Origin of the sequence: Rhodanobacter humi (genome assembly GCF_041107455.1) — a bacterium.
Taxonomy (GTDB): domain Bacteria; phylum Pseudomonadota; class Gammaproteobacteria; order Xanthomonadales; family Rhodanobacteraceae; genus Rhodanobacter_A.
Genome location: NZ_JBGBPY010000002.1, coordinates 15175 through 36347 on the forward strand (window position 1 = coordinate 15175; position 21173 = coordinate 36347).

The following is a 21173-nucleotide window of genomic DNA, read 5'->3' on the forward strand; positions in this document are numbered from 1 at the left end:
GGTACGCGATGAAGTTGATGGTGGTGGAAAGCCCTAACAAGGTGAAGAAGATCGCCAGCATCCTCGGTGATGGCTGGCAGGTTGAAGCGAGCGCTGGCCACGTCCGCGACTTGCCTAAGCGTGAGCTGGGCATCGAGGGCGAAGGCTACGAGCTGCAGTACGAGTTCATTCCGCCTGCACCAATTCCCGGATCACCAGGGCGGTTCTTTCCGGGCGGTGAGGCCCGCGTCGGCAGGATCGCGCAGAAAGCGCGGCAGGCCGACACGGTGTATCTGGCGACCGACCCGGATCGCGAAGGGGAAGCTATCGCGTGGCACCTGAAAGACGCTCTCGACCTGCAGGAGTCGGAGTATCAACGGGTGACGTTCAATGAAATCACGGCTGAAGGCGTCCGTAAGGCCGTGGCGAGCCCGCGCCGGATCGACATGCAACTTGTCCACGCGCAGGAAGCACGTCGGGCACTGGATCGGATTGTTGGCTACATGGTGTCGCCTCTGCTGTCCGATCAGCTAGGGATGCCTGTATCTGCTGGGCGGGTGCAGAGCCCCGCCGTTCGGTTGGTGGTGGATCGCGAACGCGAGATTCAGGCCTTCTGCGAGACGAACCACTTCGGTGCGCGAGTGAGCTTCGACGGCGGCGCATGGACGGCGGACTGGAACACTAAGCCGTTTCTGGAAGCCGATCAGAAGTACCTGCTCGATGAGGCATTGGCCGCCCGGGCGGCAGCTTGTCGCGATTTCAGGGTGGTGGCGAGCGAGACGACAGCGCAGGCAGAAGCGCCACCGTCGCCGTTCTCAACGGCATTGCTGCTGCAGGCGGCGAGCGTAACCTTGAAGTTCGACCCGGAAGCGACGGCGAAGCTCGCGCAAAAGCTGTTCGAGCAGGGTGTCATCACGTACATCCGCACGGATAGCGTGAACTTCAGCGAGGAAGCTATTGCGGAGCTGCGCGCCTACGGCCAAGCCAAAGGCTGGGCGCTGCCGGCGTCGCCGCGCCGGTTCAAGGCCAAGGGCGACGCGCAAGAGGCGCATGAGGCCATTCGCCCGACTCATATCGAAGCGGTTGAAGCGGGCGAGACGGCAGACGAACAAGCGCTTTACCGCTTGATCTGGCTACGCTCAATGGCGTCCCAACTGGCGGACGCCCGCTATTCGGTGAACACGGTCGACCTGCAGGCGCAGAGCGGTAGCGAAACCTTTGACTTCCGGGCGAAGGGCCGGGTCATGGTGGATCAGGGATGGCGTGTATTGACGGCCATCGACGCTGCTGAAGATCCGGACGCCGGCAACGACGACGACGACGATGTTGCAGCAGGCGGCGGCAAGGTTCCGAAGCTGGACGCCGGCAGCGCGAAGCAAGCTGACGGTGGCCAACTGCTGAAGAAACGGACAAAGCCGCCAACGCGTTACACGAAAGCGAGCTTGATTAAAAAGCTCGAAGCGTGCGGCATCGGCCGCCCGGCGACGTACCCGGCGATCATGGGCAATGTCATGGCGAAGGGGTACCTGGCGGAAGCGAAACGCTTCCTGTCGCCGACGAAGATCGGCGGCGAACTGGTCGATACCCTGGTCAAAGGACAGTTCGGTTTCATCGAGCTGCCCTTTACGAAAGGCCTGGAAGAGGATCTTGACCAGATCGCCGAAGGCAGGCGCACTTATACCGCGGTCGTGGGCGAAGCCTACGGCCAGCTTCAGCGCGAAATGGCGGGCGTTGCGGCGAGCGGTGCGCTCGCTCCGCGCCACCCTTGTCCTAAGTGCGGCAAACCACTTCGCCGCGCATCCAAGGACGGCCGCAACTACTGGTATTGCACGGCGTACAAGGATGGCTGCAATACCTTCATGGACGATGCAGACGGGGAGCCGGTGGCCCGCAAGGAATACGCGTGCCCGGAGTGCAGCGCGGCGCTACGCCGCTATCAACGCAAGGACGCGGCAGGGAAGCCAATGAAGGCGTTCGGCTGGTTCTGCACGAATGACGAGTGCAAGACGTTCATGGACGACGACAACGGCAAGCCTGTCGAAAAGACCGTGCATCTCTGCGACAAGTGCCAAGGTGAGCTGCGGCGCTACCAGAAGAAAGACAAGGTGACCGGGAACCCGGTGAATGCGTTCGGCTGGTTCTGCACCACGGAAGGGTGCAAAACGTACTGCGACGATGCGGGCGGAAAGCCCGTCAAGAGTCAATCGTGCCCGGCGTGCAAGTCGGAGCTTCGCCGCTACCAAAAGAAGGACAAGGCCACCGGGAAGCCTCTGAAGGCGTTCGGCTGGTTCTGTACGAATACAGGGTGCAAGACCTTCATGGACGACAAAGGGGGGCGGCCTGTAAAGGCGGCTAAAAAGGGGAAACGGGGCTAGTTCCGCATCTACCAAAATACTATATTTTGGTATACGATGCAGGGGCATCCGGAACCGTTTGAACAAGGGGGATCGCGATGCGGATTGACTGACTGGAAGCTACAGGCGAACGGGTGTTCGTCTCTCACTCTTAGAACCGAATAGGAGCAACAAATGGAAACTGTGAAGAAGCATGGCGTCTCTACCCTGGTGATGTTCGCGCTGCTGTGCCTGTGCGTCGTCGAACCGGCGTTCGCACAAGGCGGCTTGGACAAGGTGAATACCTTCGCCCAGAACATCCAATCCATCCTGACGGGTGTCAGCATCACGGTGGTGACCATCGCGATCATCTGGGCGGGCTACAAGTTCCTCTTCGCCCATGCCCAGCTCGGCGAGATCATCAAGATCGTGGCCGGTGGCTTGCTGATCGGCGGCGCTTCCGCGCTCGCTGGCTACCTGTTGAGCTAAGGGAGCAATCGCGATGATCCGACGAGACCCGCTGTTTAAGGGATGCACTCGGCCGGCGATGGTGTTCGGTGTCCCTCTGACGCCGCTGGTTCTCGTCGCCCTTCCCGTGATCCTGCTCGCGATTTGGGTCAATTTCCTGTTGGCCCTAGCGCTCATTCCCATCGTGATCGCGATGAAGGTGTTCGCAAAAGCTGACCCCAACAAGTTCCGACTGCATGCGTTGCGGTTGTGGTGCCGGTTCCTCCCGCACCGCAACCGCAACGGCTTGTTCTGGAAAGCCAGCACCTACAGCCCCATCGCCTTCCAAAAGAGAAAGGGATAGCCGCATGTCTGCACTGCCGAAGTATTTCAACCAAGTGAACGGGGAAAGGGCGTCCGCGCCCTTTATCCCGTTTTCGGCGCATGTGTCGCCGAATACGATCATCACCAAGGATGGTGATTTCATGCGTATCTGGAAGGTGGGCGGGGTCACGCACGAAAGCGCCGATCCGGCCGACGTGCAGCTGCGCATGGATGGCCTGAACACGATGCTGCGAAGCATCGGAAAGGATGGCGACCACGTTGCCATCTGGACGCATCAGGTGCGCCGGAAAACATCGGATCGCCTGGTCGCGGCGTTCGAGAACGCGTTTTGCAAGGGGCTCGATGACAAGTATTACGACTCGCTGGCCGGCTACCGCATGATGGCCAACGAGCTGTATTTGACGCTGGTGTACCGGCCCGCCCCTTCGCGGGCGGAGCGGTCGCTGGTGAAGGCTTCTCGCCGGTCGCTCGATCAGATCCTTCAGGATCAGCGCGTGGCGCTACGGAAGCTCGATGACCTGGCATTTCAGGTCGAGGCGCAGATGCGCAAATACGATCTGAACGAGCTGACGTGCTACGACGATCCGAAAGCCGGCACCTGCTCGGAAATGCTGACGTTCCTGCATTTCCTGCTGACTGGTCAGTGGCAGAAGGTTCGCCTGCCACGCGTACCGCTCGATGAATACCTGGGCAACGCACAGATTTTCGCCGGTACCGAAACCATCGAGCTGCGCACGCCAGTGCGCAGCCGTTACGCGCAAGGCATGGACTTTCTGGACTACACGGCGGGCACGGAGCCGGGGTTCCTCAACGACTTGATGTATCAGGACTACGAGTACGTCCTGACACAATCCTTCAGTTTCAAGAGCAAGGTCGACGCCCAAAAGGCGCTCGAAAAGCAGCAAAAACAGCTGCAGAACACTGAAGACGGTTCGGCGCAGCAGATGATGGAAATTTCTGTCGCGGTCGATCAGTTGATCCAGGGCGAGTTCGTCATGGGTGAGTACCACTTCACCCTGCTGGTGTTCGGTGACACGGTGGATGAAGTTCGCGAGAACATCACCTCGGCGATGGCGATCTGCTCGGAGCGGGGCTTTACGCCCGCACTGGTCAACATCGCCACGGAAGCCGCCTTTTGGGCGCAGCTGCCGTGCAACTGGTTCTATCGCCCGCGCGTTCCGCTGATTACCAGCAAGAACTTCGCTGGGCTATCGAGCTTCCATAACTTCCTAAGCGGCAAGCGCGACGGAAATCCGTGGGGGCAGGCGGTGTCGCTGCTGAAAACGCCGTCCGGCCAGCCGCTCTACATGAATTTCCACTATGCGAAGGGCGACGAAGACGCCTTCGACAAGAAGCTGCTGGGTAACACGCGGATCATCGGCCAGTCCGGTGCTGGCAAGACGGTGTTGATGAACTTCCTGCTCTGCCAAGCGCAGAAGTTCAAATACAAGGCTCCGAAGGGCTACACGGACGTGTTCTTCGACAAGGATCGCGGCGCGGAGCTTGCCGTGAGGGCCATTGGTGGCAAGTACCTGGCTATCAAGAATGGCGAGCCTACCGGCTTCAATCCGTTCCAGATGGAGTCAACGCCGGAGAACCTTGGCTTTCTTGAGGAACTGGTGAAGTTCCTCGTTACGCGTGACGGCAGCCGCATCAGCGCGGTCGACGATCAGCGGATCTCTGAAGCGGTAAAGACGGTGATGGCGATGCCGAAGTCCCTGCGCCGGCTGTCCATCGTTCTGCAGAACATCACCGAAGGCACAAGCAAGGAAGAGCGCGAGAACAGCGTGGTGCGCCGGCTGGCGAAGTGGTGCGTCGACGATGGTTACGGGAAGCGTGGGGCGCTCTGGTGGGTGCTGGACAACGTGGAGGACAAGATCGACTTCACTACGCACACCAGCTACGGATTCGACGGTACCGACTTCCTGGACAATGCTGACGTCCGCACGCCGATTTCCATGTACCTGCTGCATCGCATGGAAACGGTGATCGACGGCCGCCGCTTCATCTACTTCATGGATGAGGCTTGGAAGTGGGTCGACGATCCGGCCTTCTCGGAGTTCGCGGGCAACAAGCAGTTGACTATCCGTAAGCAGAACGGCCTTGGCGTGTTCGCCACGCAGATGCCCAGCAGCTTGCTCAAGTCGCCGATTGCGGCGCAGTTGGTGCAGCAGGTGGCTACGGAAATCTACCTTCCAAATCCGAAGGCGGATTTCCACGAATACACCGAAGGCTTCAAGGTGACGGAAGCGGAATTTGAGATTATCAAAAGCCTCGGCGAGGAAAGCCGCATGTTCCTCGTAAAGCAGGGCCACAATTCCGCCCTGGCACACCTCGACCTGTCCCCGACTCGCGATGAAGACGGGAAGGTGATCGTCGATTTCGACGATGAGCTTTCGATCCTTTCCGGCAGTAGCGACAACATTGAAATGCTCGACCAGATTCTTAGCGAAGTCGGGGAAGACCCGGATCGCTGGGTTCCCGTGTTCCACGAACGGCGCAAGGCTCGACGCGCCAATTCCAAGTCCTGAAGCGCAGAAGGAGTTCGCATATGAAAAGGGTAGCTCTATCGTCGTTCGTCGCGCTGGCAGTCGGCTTTTCGGCCGGTGCATTTGCTCAAATCCCGGTCACCGACGTGGCCAACATCACGCAAGACGCAATGAACCAAGCAGCCAACATCGCGCAGTACATTGCGCAAGTTGAGCAACTGAAGATGCAGGTTCAGCAGCAGATTCAGCAGTACAAGGCGCTGACCGGCAGCCGGAACCTAGGCGACATTTTCAACGATCCGAAGTACCGCCAGTACCTCCCGGCAGATTGGCAACAGGTCTACGACAAGGTGAAGACCGGGGGCTATGCCGGCCTCACGGGAAGCGCGCAGTCGATCTACGAACAGAACCACATCTACGACGCCTGCGCGTCGATCCAGATCAGCGACCAGCGGAGCGTTTGCGAGCAGCAGGCGACGAAGCCGGCCATCGACCAGGGCATGGCAATGGACGCCTACGACACGGCCACCAGCCGCCTTGACCAAATCGAACAGCTGAGCAAGCAGATCAACTCGACGGACGATCCGAAAGCCATTGCGGAGCTGCAAGGGCGCATCGCGACCGAACAGGCCGCTATCAACAACGAGCAAACCAAGTTGCAGCTGTACCAGATGGTGGCCGATGCGCAGGACAAGATTCAGGAGCAGCGCGAGAACGAAATCAATGCGCGTACCTGGGCGGCGCGTGGCGGCATCAAGGCAACTGCCCCGACGTTTGGCAATTGAGTCCACCGGCTACGGCCATAACCCGATTTTGGAAGGAACGAGTGATGAAGAACACGAACCGAGTGCTGTTGGTTATGGCCGTAGTGGTGGGCTTGTCAGCGTGCGGGCCGAAAGAGCCCGTCCAGACCGTGGACTGGTACAAGGCGCACGACGTGGAGCGCAAGGCGATGGTCGATCGCTGCAAGGCCAATCCGGGGGAACTGGAGAACACCCCGAACTGCGTCAACGCCACCGATGCCGCTAATGCCCTGGTGTGGTCGTCGAAGGGCGGCATCAGCGGCGTGAAGGCTCCCACGTTCGGCCAGAAGCCGAAGCCGACGAAGGAGTAGGTCATGGCAGACCCTATGGTGATTTTCCAATTCATCGGCGAGACGGTACAAAACGCAACGGATGCGTTTGTGTCGCCGGCAGCGGCGCAGCTTATCTATGCCCTGAAACTGACGGCTATTGCGGGCATGGGCCTGTACTTCACCCTCATGGGCTACATGATCTCGACCGGAGCGGTGCAGGAATCGTTTTACACGTTCCTCAAGACGTGCCTAAAAACGATTGTGGTGGCCGCCTTCGCGCTGAACGTCGATACCTATACGACGTGGGTAATGGGCGGCTTCCACGGCCTGCAGAGCGGCCTTGCGCAAGCGATGGATACATCCGGGTCGGTCACCTCCGATCCGCAGACGATTTACAAGACACTGGATGATTCGTTCAACAAGGGCATGGATCTGGTCGGCGCGGCGTTCCAGAATTCCGATGCCGCGGGCTGGCGTCACATGGGAACGTGCCTTGCCTGGATGATCGCGGGACTTGTGATCGCGATTGGTGTCGTGGTCATGCTGTTGCTTGGCGGTGCCGTGGTCATCATGGCGCAGTTTGGGCTTGCGATCATGCTCGCCATCGGCCCGCTCTTCATCATGTGCCTGCTCTGGCCGATGACAGCTCGCTTCTTCGATACCTGGTTCGGGCAATGCCTGAATTACGTCCTGACGGTGGTATTCATTTCCATCGTCATGTCGTTCGCGATGGTGGCTTTCAACACCTTCATTGCGGGCGCGGATTTCGGCAACCCCGGCGATCAGAACCCCATGTTTGCGGCGCTTCAGATCGGGGCGCTGACCGGCGTCTTCTGCTGGATCATCCTGCAGGTACCCGCCAAGGCATCGGCGCTGGCCGGTGGCATGTCGATGGCTGCAATGGGTCTTCGGCACCTTGCGTCGCCGGTTGCTGCAGGCACCCGGATGACCAAGGGTGTCGGCAACCTGGTCAACCCGGTCAGCACTCGCCGGGATCTGCAGTCGGGAATGATGGCCAGCGGCACGCGACTGGATCACCTGGCGGCCGGCAATACCGTCCTGAACCCAGCGTACCGGCAGGCGCTACGGGAAAACCTAGGCCGCAATTGGGCACCGAAGCGCGGCGGTAAGGTGTCCAGGTCGTAAGACAGAAGCCGCCTCGATCCTCGGGTCGTGGCGGCTTTTTTTGTGCCGATGCTTGACCAAGATTGTATATTTTGGTTTCCAAGATGCTATATTTTGGTCGTGCCAAAAACGGGATTTTCCAATGAAGCGTTCCGCCGTGATTCTTCTGCTCTTGAGCCTTACCGCGTGCAGCCATGCGCCGCCTCGCGTGCCGATGCCACGCGGCCCGCGAGTGCCGATCAACGCACCTGCACCCGCGACCAGCACCGCCACACCCGCCACCCACTTTCACAAGCAAGGGGATTGACCATGAAGTCGAACAAAAAGCCGCAGGATGCGAACCCTGCGAGCGAAAAGGATGTATTCGCGGGAGCCATGAATTGGGAAGCGTCGCGTATCCGGCAAATCGAGAAGTCGGAGCGTCGCGCTTGGCAAGTGGCGTTGACCTCGGTGGTCATCACGGGCCTGCTGGTTGCGGGGTTCGTCATGCTGATCCCGCTCAAGGAAACCGTGCCGTATCTGGTTCGGGTCGACAGCGTTACCGGGGCCACGGACATTGTGAATGTCCTTGATACCCGGAAGGTGGAGTTCACCGAAGCCCTGCAGAAGGCCAACGTCGTCGACTACCTGCGCAGCCGGGAGACGTATGACTGGTTCACGCTGACGCCGAATTACAACAAGACGATGCTCATGTCCTCGCCTAGCGTAGGCAAGGATTTCGCCAACATGTTCGAGGGCAAGGACGCGGTGCAGAAGAAGTACGGCGCCTCTGTCCGGGTCAACGTCAACATCATCAGCGTGGTGCTTAGCGGGCACCAAAGCGCGACGATCCGGTTCACGAAGAACATCAAGCGAGTGGACGACGACGGCGACGGTCAGACCTCGCATTGGGTCGCCACCGTCGCCTACGAATACCGGCAAATCTCCCGCCTGAAAGAGGCGCAGACCTGGGACAACCCGACAGGGTTTGTCGTCACCAGCTATCGCGTGGATTCGGAAGTGTTTAACGGGGGTGCGCAATGAGCCGCCTAGCTATCCTTCTGGCCCTGTTGGTGGCCACCGTGCCCGCTTTCGCGATGGATCAACCGAAGGGTACGGCCTACGACACGCGCATCCAGTACGTCAATTACAACCAAGATGACGTGGTGGAAGTGAACAGCTATCCCGGCATAGCAACGCAGATCGTGTTCGCGCCCGGTGAGGTAGTGCAGGACATGAGTTCCGGGTTCTCGCAGGGCTGGCAGGCCAGCACCAGCGCGAACAGCGTCTACCTCAAGCCGCAGTCGGTGAAGCTGTCGGACAACACCATCGCGGAGCCGACTGCCGGCAAGTGGAACACGAACCTCATGGTGACCACGAACCGGCACGTCTATTCCTTCCTGCTCGTGCTGCATACCGCTCCCGCTTCCGGCAAGCTCGTTTACAACCCGAAGGTCGCTTTCCGCATCACGTTCCGCTATCCCGGCGACGAAGCCGCGGCGGCGAAGCTGGCAGCGGCCAAGGCCGCGACGCAAGCAAAGCTCGATACCGCCAGCAAGCCGGTGCCGGCAAACTGGAAGTATTCGATGCAGGTCGGCAAAAAGTCCGAGAGCATCGCGCCCACGATGGCCTACGACGACGGCCGATTCACCTATCTGCGATTCCCTGGCAACCGGGACTTTCCGGCCGCGTTTGTGGCGGCGGACGATGGCTCGGAGAGCATCGTCAACAGCCATATAGACCCGGCGCATCCGGACGTCCTGGTCGTGCATCGCGTGGCGCGTGAACTGGTGCTGCGCCTGGGCAATGAAGTCGTCGGCGTGTTTAACGACGCCTTCGACCCTTACGGCAAGCCGGCAACGACTGGAACCACGATCAAAGGCGTGACTCGCGTCATCAGGGGTCAGGACACAGGAGCTGAGCAATGAGCAAGGAAAACAACGTCACTGCGGACGAACTCGAAGGCGAGCGTGGCATGCCCAGCGTCAACGCCGAGAAGCGGGGTTCGCCGAAGAAGGCTTTCGCCTTCATCATGGTCGTGGTGATTCTTTTCATCACGGCAGCTCTGCTTTACCGGACGTTCGTCAAACATCAGCGCGAGGCCCAAGAGGCGGCATCGGCGACGAACAAGGAACTGGCTGCACCCAGCACACCGAAGTCGTTCGGCATGCCGCCGCCGCCCATGCCAGAACAGCCCGTTTCCGGTGCCGCCGCTCCTGTGGCGGTTGTGCCGGCGCCGAACGCCCCGGAGCGGCCACCGCAGCTCGGCGCATCGAGTGGCGGCACAAACGGAACGGGTAGGCCACCGGCGACGCTGGATAAGTCCGGGTCGGCCTTGATGATGGTGGGAAGTGGCACGCAGAACGGCTCTGGAAGCCCTGCTGCTGCGCCCGCAAGCCCTGCCATCCCTTCGCTGCTGGGCAGCGGCGGCGGCGCTACTGGCGCACTGAGCGAGCTGCTGAAGCCGACGACGGCCGAACCCCGTTCGGCAAGCGTGCTGTCGGATCGGGACTACCTGCTCACGAAGGGCACGATGATTGACTGCGCCCTGCAGACCAAGCTGGACACCACCGTGCCGGGGATGACCAGCTGCGTCGTGACGCAGCCGATCTACAGCGACAACGGTAGGGTGTTGCTCATTGATCGTGGATCGGTCGTGACCGGCGAATACCAGTCGAACATGCGGCAGGGCATGGCCCGCATCTTCGTCCTATGGGATCGAGTCAAGACGCCGAACGGTGTCGTGGTCAGCTTCGATTCCCCTGGTACGGATGCGTTGGGCGGCGGCGGTGTTCCCGGCTACGTGAACAACCACTTCTGGAAGCGCTTCGGCGGAGCCATCTTGCTGTCGCTGATTCAGGACACGACGGCCGCCCTCGTTGCGAACCAGCAAAGCGGGCAGACCATCCAGTTCGGCAATACGTCGAGCGCGAGCGACCAGATGGCCGCCGAAGCCCTGAAGAACACGATCAACATTCCGCCGACCCTGATTAAAAATCAGGGTGAGCGCGTGGGCATCTACGTTGCCCGCGACCTGGATTTCCGGAGCGTGTATGAACTCCGCAGCAACTGACCATCAGGGCGTTGACCGGAAGACTTCGGTCAACTGGCTCCTGAGTCCGCTTCGGCACTTCATGCAGGATCGGGAAATCACCGAAATCTGCATCAACCGACCCGGAGAAGTGTTCACCGAAGCGAACAGCGTGTGGACGCGGCACGAGGTTCCCGACCTGACGTTGGAACTACTGTCGTCTCTGGCGACGGCTATCGCCCGATACGCCTCGAACGACATTCAGGACACGACGCCGGTTCTCTCGGCGATCATGCCGGGTGGCGAGCGAGTGCAGATCGTCCGCGCCCCGGCGTGTGAACAGGGAACGGTATCGGTCACGATTCGCAAGCCGTCGCATCAGATCCGCACGCTCGCCGACTATGACCAGCAGGGGTTTTTCGCGCACATCAAGCCGTTGACTGACGCGCTGACGGTCCAGGAACGCGAGCTGCTGCAGCTGAAGGAAGCCGGCAACTACATGGGCTTCCTGAAACGCGCCGTTGAGCTGGAAAAGGTGATCGTCGTTGCCGGTGAAACCGGCAGCGGCAAGACCACCTTCATGAAGGGACTCATGCAGGAGATTCCCAAAGCGCAGCGCATCATCACCATCGAGGACGTGCCCGAACTGTTCCTGCCGAACCATCCCAACCACGTCCACCTGTTCTATCCAAGCGAAGCGAAGGAAGAAGAGAACGCGCCCGTAACCGCGGCGTCGCTTCTGAAGAGCTGCCTGCGCATGAAGCCTAACCGCATCTTGCTCGCCGAGCTTCGCGGTGGCGAGACGTTCGATTTCATCAACGTCTGCGCCTCGGGGCATGGTGGCAGCATCACCAGCTGCCATGCCGGTTCGGCCGAACTCACTTTCGAGCGCCTGGCGCTTATGGTGCTGCAAAACCGGCAGGGCCGAACGCTGCCTTACGAGGTTATCCGCCGTCTGTTGTACTTGGTCGTCGACGTGGTGATCCACGTCCACAACGACACCAGCGGCTTCGACGGCCGGCACATCACCGGGCTCTGGTTCGATCCGATGACCAAGCGCGAAAAGACCGGCGTGAATACCGACTTTCTCATGCAAACCGTCATGCAGCTTCAAAGCCGCGTGGGCGAGCTGGAAGGCCGCCTAAGCGCGCTGCAGCTGCCACGGTAGGACGGTGGCATGGACAGGGCAGGGGGTACGCGACCACAGGGGCATGGAAGCCCCTGTTTTCGCTTTGAGGCCGGCCACGCCGGCACCGTGACAGTCATCGAGGACGCTATGACGAACGCAACGGTACAGCCCAAGCACGATTCACCCAGCCGCGCTCAAAGTGCTGCTGCGGTACAGGAAATCTTCGATTACCTGGAAGACTTTTTCATCTTTTGTGACGCCTTCGCGGTTCAGCTTACGCCACTGCAGCAGCTCGTGTACCAGCGCTACCGGGAGACGACGCAGAGCTTTCGCCACGACATGGCCCTTGCCACGCGAGGCGTGCCCAGCGCGTCCGATTTGACCGGGAGCCTCCGGTGAACAGCCTTTGCCCTCGCCGGGCGGCAGGGATGCAGGGGGTAGAGCGCCCTGCATCCCTGCGAGAAGGGTGGGGTCGTCCAGCAGCATCAAGGCTTCGCTACGCCGTAATCCTCACCCGGTCGCCTTCGGCGCTGCGGCTTCCGGTTTCGCCCTTGACCCTGCTTCCCTCATTGGTGACACCTGGCGCGCTCGATCGCGCCGGATCTGTCACCACCAAAATCTCCGTGTTTCCTTTTCGTCTTTGGCGACAGACTGCAGCTGGCCAGGTGCGGTCGGTGTCGCCATCACTTTCTGAGGATGCCTGACATGAAGTTTCTACTGGTATTTGCGTTCCTGGCGTTGGTGTTGTGCATCCTCGCCTGCTTGTGGCTTCTGAAGCGATTCTCCGAACAGAACCGGGACTGCCTGCAGCTCATCAAAGGGTTGGTGGAAGAACTGAAGGAGCGGCTTCCCCCGGCTCCCGAAGGGTCGCCCGAACCCGATGCCACCGACACCGAAGTTCAAGCACTGGTGGGCGATTTCTACAACGAAGTGCTTGAAGCGGTTTTCGTCATGCCTGACGACATCGACGCCGATGGTTCGTATCCGCCACCGACGCCGGAAGAACTCGCGCAGCTGGAAGCGGCCATCGCCAATGAGCGGTTCCAGCCACCGCAAGCATGATGGTGACAAGTGGATCTCGCCGGCGGCGTGGATCTGTCACCACGAATTGAACGGATGAAGAGGGAAGGGCGATGAAGGTTCCTGTTTGGATCAAAGTGTTTCTGTGGCTACTGGTGTTCGCGTTGGCGTCCGTGGCAGCCGTCTACCTGGCGGGCGGGTTGTTCTTGCTGCTGAGCAAGACGAACCCGATGAAGGCGACCTTCGGAACCTTCTATCAATACTGGTTCTACTACCACACCGATCCGGCGTATCAGAAACATTTGAACGTGGCGGCGATCATCGCGGCGGTGCTGGCCTACGGCACTCCCCTGGTGCTTTACGCCTTGGCCGTGCAGAAGCATCGCTCGCTGCACGGCGACGCCCGCTTTGCCCGCCCTGACGAGATTCAGCAGTCGGGATTGCTCGGTACGAAAGGCGTGATCGTCGGCAAATGGCGTGGCCGGTTCCTCATGTTCGGTGGTCAGCAATTCGTTCTGCTTGCTGCGCCGACCCGAAGCGGCAAAGGCGTCGGCGTCATCATTCCGAACCTGCTCAATTACCCTGATTCCGTCGTGGTGCTGGACATTAAGCAGGAGAACTACAACCTGACTGCCGGCTTCCGAGCCAAGCATGGCCAGAAGGTGTACTTGTTCAACCCGTTTGCCGAAGACTTCCGCACGGCGCGCTACAACCCGTTGGGTTACGTGCGTGATGGTGAGTTCCGCGTGGGCGACCTGATTGCTATCGGCGAGGTCTTCTTTCCATCGGGTGGCCGCGATTCGTTCTTTGACGATCAGGCACGCAATTTGTTTGTCGGCCTCGGGCTCTATCTGTGCGAGACGCCGGACTTGCCCCGGACGGTTGGCGAAATGTTGCGGCAATCGTCGGGCAAGGGCCAGCCTGTCAAGGATTACCTGCAGGGAATCATCAAGGCACGGAATCACGAGGTCGACGAAGAAGGCGAGGTGATCGGCGAGAAGGTTTGGGACGGGAAGGGGCCGAAACCGCTGTCACCAGAGTGTGTCGACGCAATCAATCGCTTCACCAGCACCTCGGACAACACGCTTTCCAGCATCTTGGCGTCGTTCAACGCGCCGCTCGGCATTTGGGCAAATCCGATTGTCGATGCCGCCACATCGACCAACGATTTCGACTTGCGGGAAGTACGCAAACAGCGCATGTCGATCTACGTCGGTATCACGCCGGATCACCTGGCCGAAGCGGGCCGCCTGGTGAACCTGCTTTTCTCGCAGCTCATCAACCTCAATACCAAGGAACTCCCACAAGACAATCCGGCACTGAAGTATCAATGCCTGCTGCTTATGGACGAATTTACGTCTATCGGCCGGGTAGGGATCATCGCCAAGGCGGTGTCCTACATGGCCGGTTACAACATGCGCTTGCTGACGATCATCCAGACGCCTTCACAGGTGGAAGACGATGCGCCGGCCGGTTATGGCCGGCAAGGTGCAAGGACGCTCATCACGAACCACGCTTGCCAAGTGCTCTACGCGCCTCGCGACCAGAAAGACGCGAACGAGTATTCGGAAATGCTTGGCTACGAAACGGTCAAAGCGAAAAGCACGTCCCGCCAAGCCGGCCGATCTGGCGAAGGTCAGTCGCTTTCCGATCAGCGCCGCGCCCTCTTGCTCCCGCAGGAGATCAAGGAAATTGGCCAGTGGAAGGAAATCATCATCATCGAGAACACGAAGCCGATTCTCTGCGAGAAAATCAAATACTTTGAAGATCCGGTGTTCAAGCCTCGTCTCTTGCCGGCCCCTGAAGTGGCGATGCTGGACATGGAGACGTATCGCGCCCGCCTGCAGGTTTGCATCCGGCCGCTGACGGTGAAGGACGTTGCGAAAGGGATCGACCTGGGCAAGCTCGCTATCGACACGTCGAAGCTCCAGGTGCCGGATACGGCAAAGCTGGCCCCGGAAGAGGTGGCGGCGTTCGTCGACGACTTCTTCAGCCAGATCGACGCCGGCAGCGATGCCCTGGGCGACGTGGATGAGGACGGCTCAAGCGAGTCGCCCTCCGATGACGAGCTGGCCGATCTGGAAGCCGCAAGCGGCGAACCCTTCGACCCGGCATCGCTCGCGGACGAAGAGGACAGCATCGAGCAGGAAGGGCCGAACCAGATCGAGGCGGTAGCCGAAGTCGATGAAGAGCCTGCGCCGCCAGGCATTGAAGATTTCGAGTATCCAACGGATGGGATGGAAGAGCCCGACTTGACCTTCGAATATGTACCGGACGATGCACCGCCGTCGCCCGACGATGATGCGCCGCTACTGGATTTAAGTGTGCTTGACAGGCCGCTTCATGCCGAGAAGAATTCGGTTTGAGGCTAATTTTTTGGATGCCGTTATAACGCATCCATTTAGGCGCGATTCCTGGGTGAATCGCTTAACGCTGAGCTAGAAACTGGAGCCAAATATGTCTCAAGAACGAGTGGCCGAGCAGGCCAAGTCGCAGCCTTCGCATTCCACCGAGAAGGCATCATCGCCCGCGAAGAAACCGGGCGAATACCTCATCAAGCACGAAGACATTCCGCCCGCCGTGAGCAAGCTCATGCGCGACAAAATGGGCGAAGGTTCGGAAGTGCACCCCGCGAAAGAAAACGGCACCTACAAGGGAAAGGTGATCTTCACGAACGAACAGTTCGTGGGGCAGCAGGTGGGCCGTGAAGGGAAGATGGCCATTGTCCATCGCAAATCCGACGTTGAAATGCAGGGGAACGAATTGAAGTGGCGGCTGGAAAACAACCGCCTCAACAATGCCGGCGTGCAAGTGTTCTACAACGGCGACAAGGGCAAGGCATATCCGTTCAACCTGGAAAAGCAGCAGGCCGCATCGAGCGGCCGCGAACAGCCCGCCAGCGCGCCGGAAAAGCCGGTCGGCATCACGCCCGAGAAGTTGATGGAACAGGCGACGAAGTACGCCGCCGAGAACATCAAGAACGCCAAGCAGCGCGAGGCATTCTTGAAGCACCTGGGCGCGGCGACGGAACAGGTCAAAGCACCAAAGGAAGCAGAGAAGATCGCCAAGTCGACTCCCGCCAAAGCCGCAGATCGCGGCATCGAACGCTAAGGAACAGCCGCCATGAAAGAAATCATTGGAAACGACGCCCTGCTGCTGTCGGAGAAACTGGAACGGGTCGACCGGGCGCTAGCCGACAAGGCTGCCGCTGGCGAGAAGTTGACGAAGGAAGACCGGGATGCCGTGGTCGGCCTGGTCGAGCAGGGCATGGCCCGCCGTGAAAAGGAGTTCGGTGGCACCGATCCCCTTGCCCGCGATCTGAACCGCATGCTGGAACCGCATCAGCGGGTCGCGATGAGCGCCGCCCGCAACCTCGCGCAGCACGACAGGGATGACCACGAAAACCCGTTCCAGCATGACCAGCTGCAACGGGCGTACAACAGTGAAAAGACGTTCCTGAAGAGCATCGAGCGGCCGGATCGGGATGCCAAGGAAGCCGATGCTCCCGGTCGATCTGCTCCGGTGCTGGAAGGCGAAGAAAACGTCATGGAAGAGGTCAAGGAGCGTGTGATCGACATAGATCCGAAGGACGTTGCTGACCGCACCGCCGAGAATCGCGCCCGTGATCGCCAGGAGCGTGAGCGCGTCGAGGCGGAGCGGGCCGAGGTCGACCGCCTAGCCGGCCGAGCTGAAGGCAAGCGCATCAACATCGAGAACCTGCAGGAAGCCGCAGAAGAACGCGATAACGCGAACCGGACGGCCATGCACGCGGGCCAGCCGGTTGAGGTGAAGCCCCAACGGGACGCCGAACGTGAGAAGAACCGGCAAGCCGAGCTGCTTGACGGTATCCACCGGCAATACCGGGCAGCTGGCAACGCCTTCATGTTCAAGGATCGACCGGAGAAGGTCGCCTTCCGCGACCGTGGGACGAAGCTGACCACGGGGGTCAACGACGAACGCGTTGCCTTCGCGATGGCGACGATGGCGGAAGCCAAAGGCTGGAAGACCATCAACGTGAGCGGGCACGTCGATTTCAAACGGGAAGTGTGGATGGAAGCCAGCTTGCGGGGAATCAAGGTCAAAGGCTTCGAGCCGAAGGAGCAAGACCTGAAGGAACTGCGGGAGCGACAGGAACGCGGCGAACGCAATGCTATCGAGCCTGTTCCTGAACGCACCCGGCAAAAAGCTGGCCCGGACAGAACGCCGCCAGCTGCGGAGAAGAGCGACAAGACGAAAGTGGTTGAAGCGGTGGCCGCTGCCGTGGTCGATGCGAAGGTGAAAGATCCGGCGCAGCGAGCCGAGATCAAGGCGGCCATCGACACGCGCCTGGCGGAGCGCGCCAAGGCGGGTAAGGTGCCCTCCGTGCCTGTGTACGACAAGGATGCGCCGGCCAAAACCAAACAGGTCGACCGTGATCGCCCGCAGGTGGAACGGAACGCTGAACGAACTCGGTAAGTTTCAGCGATGCGGATGCCGGCACCGATCAGGTGCCGGCATTGTCGATTTTGGGATACGCCATCGAGAACATAGGAGCGTTTCATGAGCGACAACACGGCCGCACCTGGAAGCAATGGCCGCGAGCGCGAGGGCGGCGACAGCACGATCAACTTCGGTGCGGCCAGCACAGAAACCACGCTTCGCTCGCCACTGGCGCGCAGCGATGATCCATCGCTAGTGCACGTGGCTGCTGCCGTCTACGATCCCAGCCAGTCGCTCATAGGTCGCTGGTCGCGGCTTACCGACGATCAGGTGACGGCCATCGGCATTGACCCAACGCGCCTCAAGAACGATCGTTCGGGCTTTGAAGCGGGCATCTACAAAGACGATCAGCGGCACGCCTTGGCATTCGCCGGCACCGACATGACCAGCTTCAAGGATTGGACAACCAACCTGGCTCAAGGAGCCGGTTTGCAGACCGAGCAGTATGCGGAAGCGGTCGCTCTGGCCAAGGACGCGGCGAAGGCCTTCCACAAGACCGCGGTCATTCTCACGGGTCATTCCCTGGGCGGCGGACTGGCGACGGCCGCCGCTGCTGCCACGGGCCTGCAGGCCGTGGTGTTCAACCCGGCCGGAGTGAACAACCACACGCTGAAGCGCGAAGGGCTCGACCCGGAGAAGGTCAAGGTCGCTGCAGATGCGGGCCAGATTCGCAACTACATCGTGGCCGGTGAAATCCTCAACCAGGTGCAAACGTGGCTGCCCATTCCGAAGCCAATCGGACAACGCACCCAGCTGCCCGAGCCAGCACCTCTACGGCCGACACTTGCATGGATTCCGGGAGCCAGAACCATTCATGGCATCGGCGACCACGGCATGGAATCGGTGGCGGCCGGCATGCGCCAGTTCGAGGAACGGCACAAGGCATTTTTTACGGAGCCAGCGCTACGCGCTAGCGCGGGCAGGCTCTATGAAGGCGAGCTGTTGAGCGTGCCTTCCGGGCGAACAGGTGACGTGACGCAACAGGTCGGCGACCAGGTGGTGACGCATGATCGGGCAAAGCTGGCCACCAACGCCCGTACGCTCAAAGCCGGCAACCAGGTGTCGATCCAATACAACGAACAAGGCACCATGGGCGCGGTCAGCTCGCAGCAGGACAGGAAGGTCGTCGAAGCCCTCGCGGCGGCTGTGATCGACGCGAAGGTTAAAGACCCGGCCCAGCGTGCGGAGCTGAAGGCTGCCATCGAGGCCCGGCTGGCGGAACGCGCTAAGGCGGGGACGATTCCTTCGATTCCGGTCTACGACAAGCAAGCTCCCGTGAAGGGCCAACAACCCGACCGTGATCGCCCGCAAGGTAAGAACAACACCGAGCGCACTCGGTAGCTCGCCATCAGTCGACAGCTAGAGACGCGGCTTGTCCACGCCTCCCTTCTGTAGGACGCTTCAATCCACTGGACAGGAATCAGCCCATGAACGCACAAGAGAAGCTGCGCAAGGCGTACCACCAAGCAAACAGCATTGTCGCCCTGGAAGGTTGGACGCCAACGGACGATGCCTTGGCGATTCAAGAGCGCGTGATACGTGGCGAGCTGACGCACGACGAGGCCGTGAGGGCGCATATAGCGGCCGTGAACGGCGACGAGGCGAAGCCGGGCGCATGAGTGGGGACAATCCGTACATCGACCAGCAGACCGGCACGTTCAAAAACAAGCTGGGCATCACCGATCCCGGCAAGATGTTGCAGACTGAATACCGCGTATCGGCCGAGCGAATCGCCCAGCTCGATGCCAGTCCGATCCGGGGCGACTTCGGCCTGAAGCACATGCAACAGGTGCATGCCCATATCTTCGGGGATCTCTACGGCTGGGCCGGAAAGATCCGAACGGTGAACATCAGCAAGACGGAGCCGGGACAATCGTGGAAGTCGCGATTTGCCGACGTGGATCGCCTGGAAGATGCGGGTCGAATCATCGCAGCCGACGTTAAGGCAATGAACGGGTTGAAGGGGCTCGATAAGGCCGACGTGGTGAAGGGCATGACGGCCATTTTCTCGAAGATGAATTACATGCACGCGTTCCCTGAAGGGAACGGCCGTACCACGCAGACGATGATGAAGCTGCTGGCCCGCGATGCCGGCTACGAACTGGACTTCAGCAAGGTGTCGAGGCAGGAATGGAACAACGCATCGGCTCGAACAATGCCGCAGTCGAACATCAAGGAGCCGGGTTACGTGCGGCGTCCTGATTTCCAGCCCATGCTCGAAGTGTTCAACAAGATCACGTCCCGACTGGAACGCGACAAAACAGCTACCAGAGAACAGCCCGGCCGAGAGCGTTAGACGATTGCCAAGCTAGGGGTTAGTTGCAATCGACCTGCAAATCGCGGAAAATGTAAGCTATTGATTTTATTCGCATAATATACATTATGTAAAGTTTCCTTTACATACGGCCGGAGGTTCACTCCGGCTTTTTTGTTGGTGACGGATCTCGCCGGCGATCGCGGCCTGGTTGTCACCACCGCCTAGGTTGGAGACAGACGGGGCCAGCTCGATGCACCTGGTTGTCGCCAGTCGTTCCTTGGTGACAACGATCGCGCCTGGCCAGCTGCAGTCTGTCGCCACGCCCGAATTGCCATCGTCGCCGTTTGCTATACCTACGCCAAAATATATAATCTTGGCGCAAGCCGTCATTTATCGAACATCCACCGGATAAGGAGATTCGCAGTGCGTAAGCCTCTTGTGATTTTTTGCTGTGTTGCACTTTCGGCCTGTGCCAGCGTGCCCAAACCGCCGACCGTAAACGGCAAGCACCGCTCGCAGATCAACGATGCGGAAACCACTGAACTGTTGAAGCTGCGCGCCGAGTCTGCCGAGTGGCACGGGCAGTCCCACGCATCGCCCACGTCTACGGCCGGCGTGGCAGCCACGACACGGCCGCTGCAGTCTTCGCCCGCACCGATGGCCCGCCCTGCCCTTGCCTCGCATACGTACACCGTTCACTTCGGCTACGGCAGCGCTGCCTTTGAGGTTCCGGCGTCGCTTCGAGCCGTCCTCGTGCCGCTCGCCCGCACCGCCAAGCGCATCGAGGTTCGCGGTCGCACTGACGGTCAACAGTTCTCGGTGGGCGACGAACTCGTTGCCTTCCATCGTGCCCGCGCAGTCCGGCAGTTTTTGATCCACAACGGGGTCGCCCCCGAGAAGGTCGACCTGAACTACGTGTCAGCGGGGGACTACGCCGCCGACAACTCAACACCAGCCGGACGGACGCAGAACCGGCGTGTGGAAATCGAAGTGTTTTCTGCGTCTCTCAACTGACAGGGAATTGCGATATGACAATCAAGACAGTCGTGCTTAGTCTGCTGGTGGCAGGATCTTTCATCAGCACCGCCGCCTTCGCTGCACGCCAGTGCCCGAATCCGGGCGACATTGCGCACCCGGCACCGACGAACGGCGTGAACCGCGGTGAAGATCCTTGCGAGCGAAACCCGCCACAACCTGGTAACGGTGGCACGAACAACAGCAACGAGGACGCATGTGGGGCCGTCCTCTGCCTGGCCGGCGCTGCAATGAGCGGAAAGGCACCGACCTCCTGCGACAAGTACATCCGGAAGTATTTCGAGCAACAGGTGTTCAGCCACGGCAGCCTCGATCCGAGCAAGACGTTCAAGGCTCGCCGCAAGTTCCTTGACCAGTGCAAGAGCAGCGACGACAAGACCCGTGGAGATGTAAACAACAAGTACGGGAAGTCCAGCGGGATCTAAGCAAGCGGCACCGACGCAAAAAAGA

General features: G+C 60.2%; 20 protein-coding genes and 1 pseudogene. 20 read left to right on the forward strand and 1 reads right to left on the reverse strand.

Annotated features, from left to right (window positions below; translation table 11 throughout):
• Positions 1-8 precede the first annotated feature (8 nt).
• The 11 genes from topA to virB11 all read left to right on the forward strand — a co-directional run bounded on the left by topA (position 9) and on the right by virB11 (position 11971).
• Complete coding sequence (topA, locus tag AB7878_RS18300; protein ID WP_369495813.1) at positions 9-2354, forward strand: type I DNA topoisomerase; 2346 nt, start codon at positions 9-11, stop codon at positions 2352-2354.
• Between the two features lie 153 nt (positions 2355-2507).
• A complete protein-coding gene (locus tag AB7878_RS18305) occupies positions 2508-2801 on the forward strand; it encodes a TrbC/VirB2 family protein (protein WP_369495814.1) in 294 nt (97 codons plus the stop codon).
• A gap of 13 nt (positions 2802-2814) precedes the next feature.
• Positions 2815-3123 (forward strand): VirB3 family type IV secretion system protein, encoded by a 309-nt coding sequence (locus AB7878_RS18310; RefSeq protein ID WP_369495815.1) that lies wholly within the window; start codon positions 2815-2817, stop codon positions 3121-3123.
• 4 nt (positions 3124-3127) lie between these two features.
• The gene (locus AB7878_RS18315) at positions 3128-5635 is read left to right on the forward strand and encodes a VirB4 family type IV secretion/conjugal transfer ATPase (RefSeq protein WP_369495816.1); all 2508 of its coding nucleotides are present in this window, start codon (positions 3128-3130) and stop codon (positions 5633-5635) included.
• A 20-nt stretch (positions 5636-5655) separates the two neighbouring features.
• Complete coding sequence (virB5, locus tag AB7878_RS18320) at positions 5656-6378, forward strand: P-type DNA transfer protein VirB5 (protein ID WP_369495817.1); 723 nt, start codon at positions 5656-5658, stop codon at positions 6376-6378.
• Between the two features lie 44 nt (positions 6379-6422).
• Positions 6423-6707: an EexN family lipoprotein gene (locus AB7878_RS18325; protein ID WP_369495818.1), complete on the forward strand. Its 285-nt coding sequence runs from the start codon at positions 6423-6425 to the stop codon at positions 6705-6707.
• Positions 6708-6710: 3 nt separating this feature from the next.
• Positions 6711-7814 (forward strand): TrbL/VirB6 family protein, encoded by a 1104-nt coding sequence (locus AB7878_RS18330; RefSeq protein WP_369495819.1) that lies wholly within the window; start codon positions 6711-6713, stop codon positions 7812-7814.
• 288 nt (positions 7815-8102) lie between these two features.
• The gene (locus AB7878_RS18335; RefSeq protein WP_369495820.1) at positions 8103-8816 is read left to right on the forward strand and encodes a VirB8 family type IV secretion system protein; all 714 of its coding nucleotides are present in this window, start codon (positions 8103-8105) and stop codon (positions 8814-8816) included.
• Complete coding sequence (gene virB9 / locus AB7878_RS18340; RefSeq protein WP_369495821.1) at positions 8813-9700, forward strand: P-type conjugative transfer protein VirB9; 888 nt, start codon at positions 8813-8815, stop codon at positions 9698-9700. The genes AB7878_RS18335 and virB9 overlap by 4 nt, the downstream gene beginning before the upstream one ends.
• On the forward strand, positions 9697-10845 hold the full coding sequence (gene virB10, locus AB7878_RS18345; RefSeq protein WP_369495822.1) for a type IV secretion system protein VirB10: 1149 nt from the start codon (positions 9697-9699) through the stop codon (positions 10843-10845). The genes virB9 and virB10 overlap by 4 nt, the downstream gene beginning before the upstream one ends.
• The gene (virB11, locus tag AB7878_RS18350) at positions 10826-11971 is read left to right on the forward strand and encodes a P-type DNA transfer ATPase VirB11 (RefSeq protein ID WP_369495823.1); all 1146 of its coding nucleotides are present in this window, start codon (positions 10826-10828) and stop codon (positions 11969-11971) included. Before virB10 ends, virB11 begins: the two co-directional genes overlap by 20 nt.
• Positions 11972-12112: 141 nt before the next feature.
• On the opposite strand, the gene AB7878_RS18355 is transcribed toward virB11, so the two are convergent.
• Entirely contained in the window at positions 12113-12418 is a 306-nt protein-coding gene (locus AB7878_RS18355; protein ID WP_369495824.1) for a hypothetical protein, read from the reverse strand.
• Between the two features lie 219 nt (positions 12419-12637).
• Between AB7878_RS18355 and AB7878_RS18360 the strand changes: the two genes are divergently transcribed.
• The 9 genes and pseudogenes from AB7878_RS18360 (at position 12638) to AB7878_RS18400 (ending at position 21148) form a co-directional block, all read left to right on the forward strand.
• Positions 12638-12994 carry a hypothetical protein gene (locus AB7878_RS18360; RefSeq protein WP_369495825.1) on the forward strand — a complete coding sequence of 119 codons (357 nt, stop codon included), beginning with the start codon at positions 12638-12640 and terminating at the stop codon, positions 12992-12994.
• A 71-nt stretch (positions 12995-13065) separates the two neighbouring features.
• A pseudogene (locus AB7878_RS18365) lies at positions 13066-14781 on the forward strand (type IV secretory system conjugative DNA transfer family protein); the annotation flags it as partial.
• A 628-nt stretch (positions 14782-15409) separates the two neighbouring features.
• Complete coding sequence (locus AB7878_RS18370; RefSeq protein ID WP_369495826.1) at positions 15410-16063, forward strand: hypothetical protein; 654 nt, start codon at positions 15410-15412, stop codon at positions 16061-16063.
• A 12-nt stretch (positions 16064-16075) separates the two neighbouring features.
• Positions 16076-17407 (forward strand): LPD7 domain-containing protein, encoded by a 1332-nt coding sequence (locus AB7878_RS18375; RefSeq protein ID WP_369495827.1) that lies wholly within the window; start codon positions 16076-16078, stop codon positions 17405-17407.
• A gap of 84 nt (positions 17408-17491) precedes the next feature.
• Positions 17492-18772 (forward strand): Tle-like phospholipase domain-containing protein, encoded by a 1281-nt coding sequence (locus AB7878_RS18380; RefSeq protein WP_369495828.1) that lies wholly within the window; start codon positions 17492-17494, stop codon positions 18770-18772.
• A gap of 86 nt (positions 18773-18858) precedes the next feature.
• Positions 18859-19050 carry an antitoxin VbhA family protein gene (locus AB7878_RS18385; RefSeq protein WP_369495829.1) on the forward strand — a complete coding sequence of 64 codons (192 nt, stop codon included), beginning with the start codon at positions 18859-18861 and terminating at the stop codon, positions 19048-19050.
• Positions 19047-19727 (forward strand): Fic/DOC family protein, encoded by a 681-nt coding sequence (locus tag AB7878_RS18390; protein WP_369495830.1) that lies wholly within the window; start codon positions 19047-19049, stop codon positions 19725-19727. The genes AB7878_RS18385 and AB7878_RS18390 overlap by 4 nt, the downstream gene beginning before the upstream one ends.
• A gap of 384 nt (positions 19728-20111) precedes the next feature.
• Positions 20112-20702, forward strand: a complete 591-nt coding sequence (locus tag AB7878_RS18395; RefSeq protein WP_369495831.1) for an OmpA family protein — start codon at positions 20112-20114, stop codon at positions 20700-20702.
• A gap of 14 nt (positions 20703-20716) precedes the next feature.
• Positions 20717-21148 (forward strand): TrbM/KikA/MpfK family conjugal transfer protein, encoded by a 432-nt coding sequence (locus AB7878_RS18400; protein WP_369495832.1) that lies wholly within the window; start codon positions 20717-20719, stop codon positions 21146-21148.
• Positions 21149-21173: the final 25 nt, after the last annotated feature.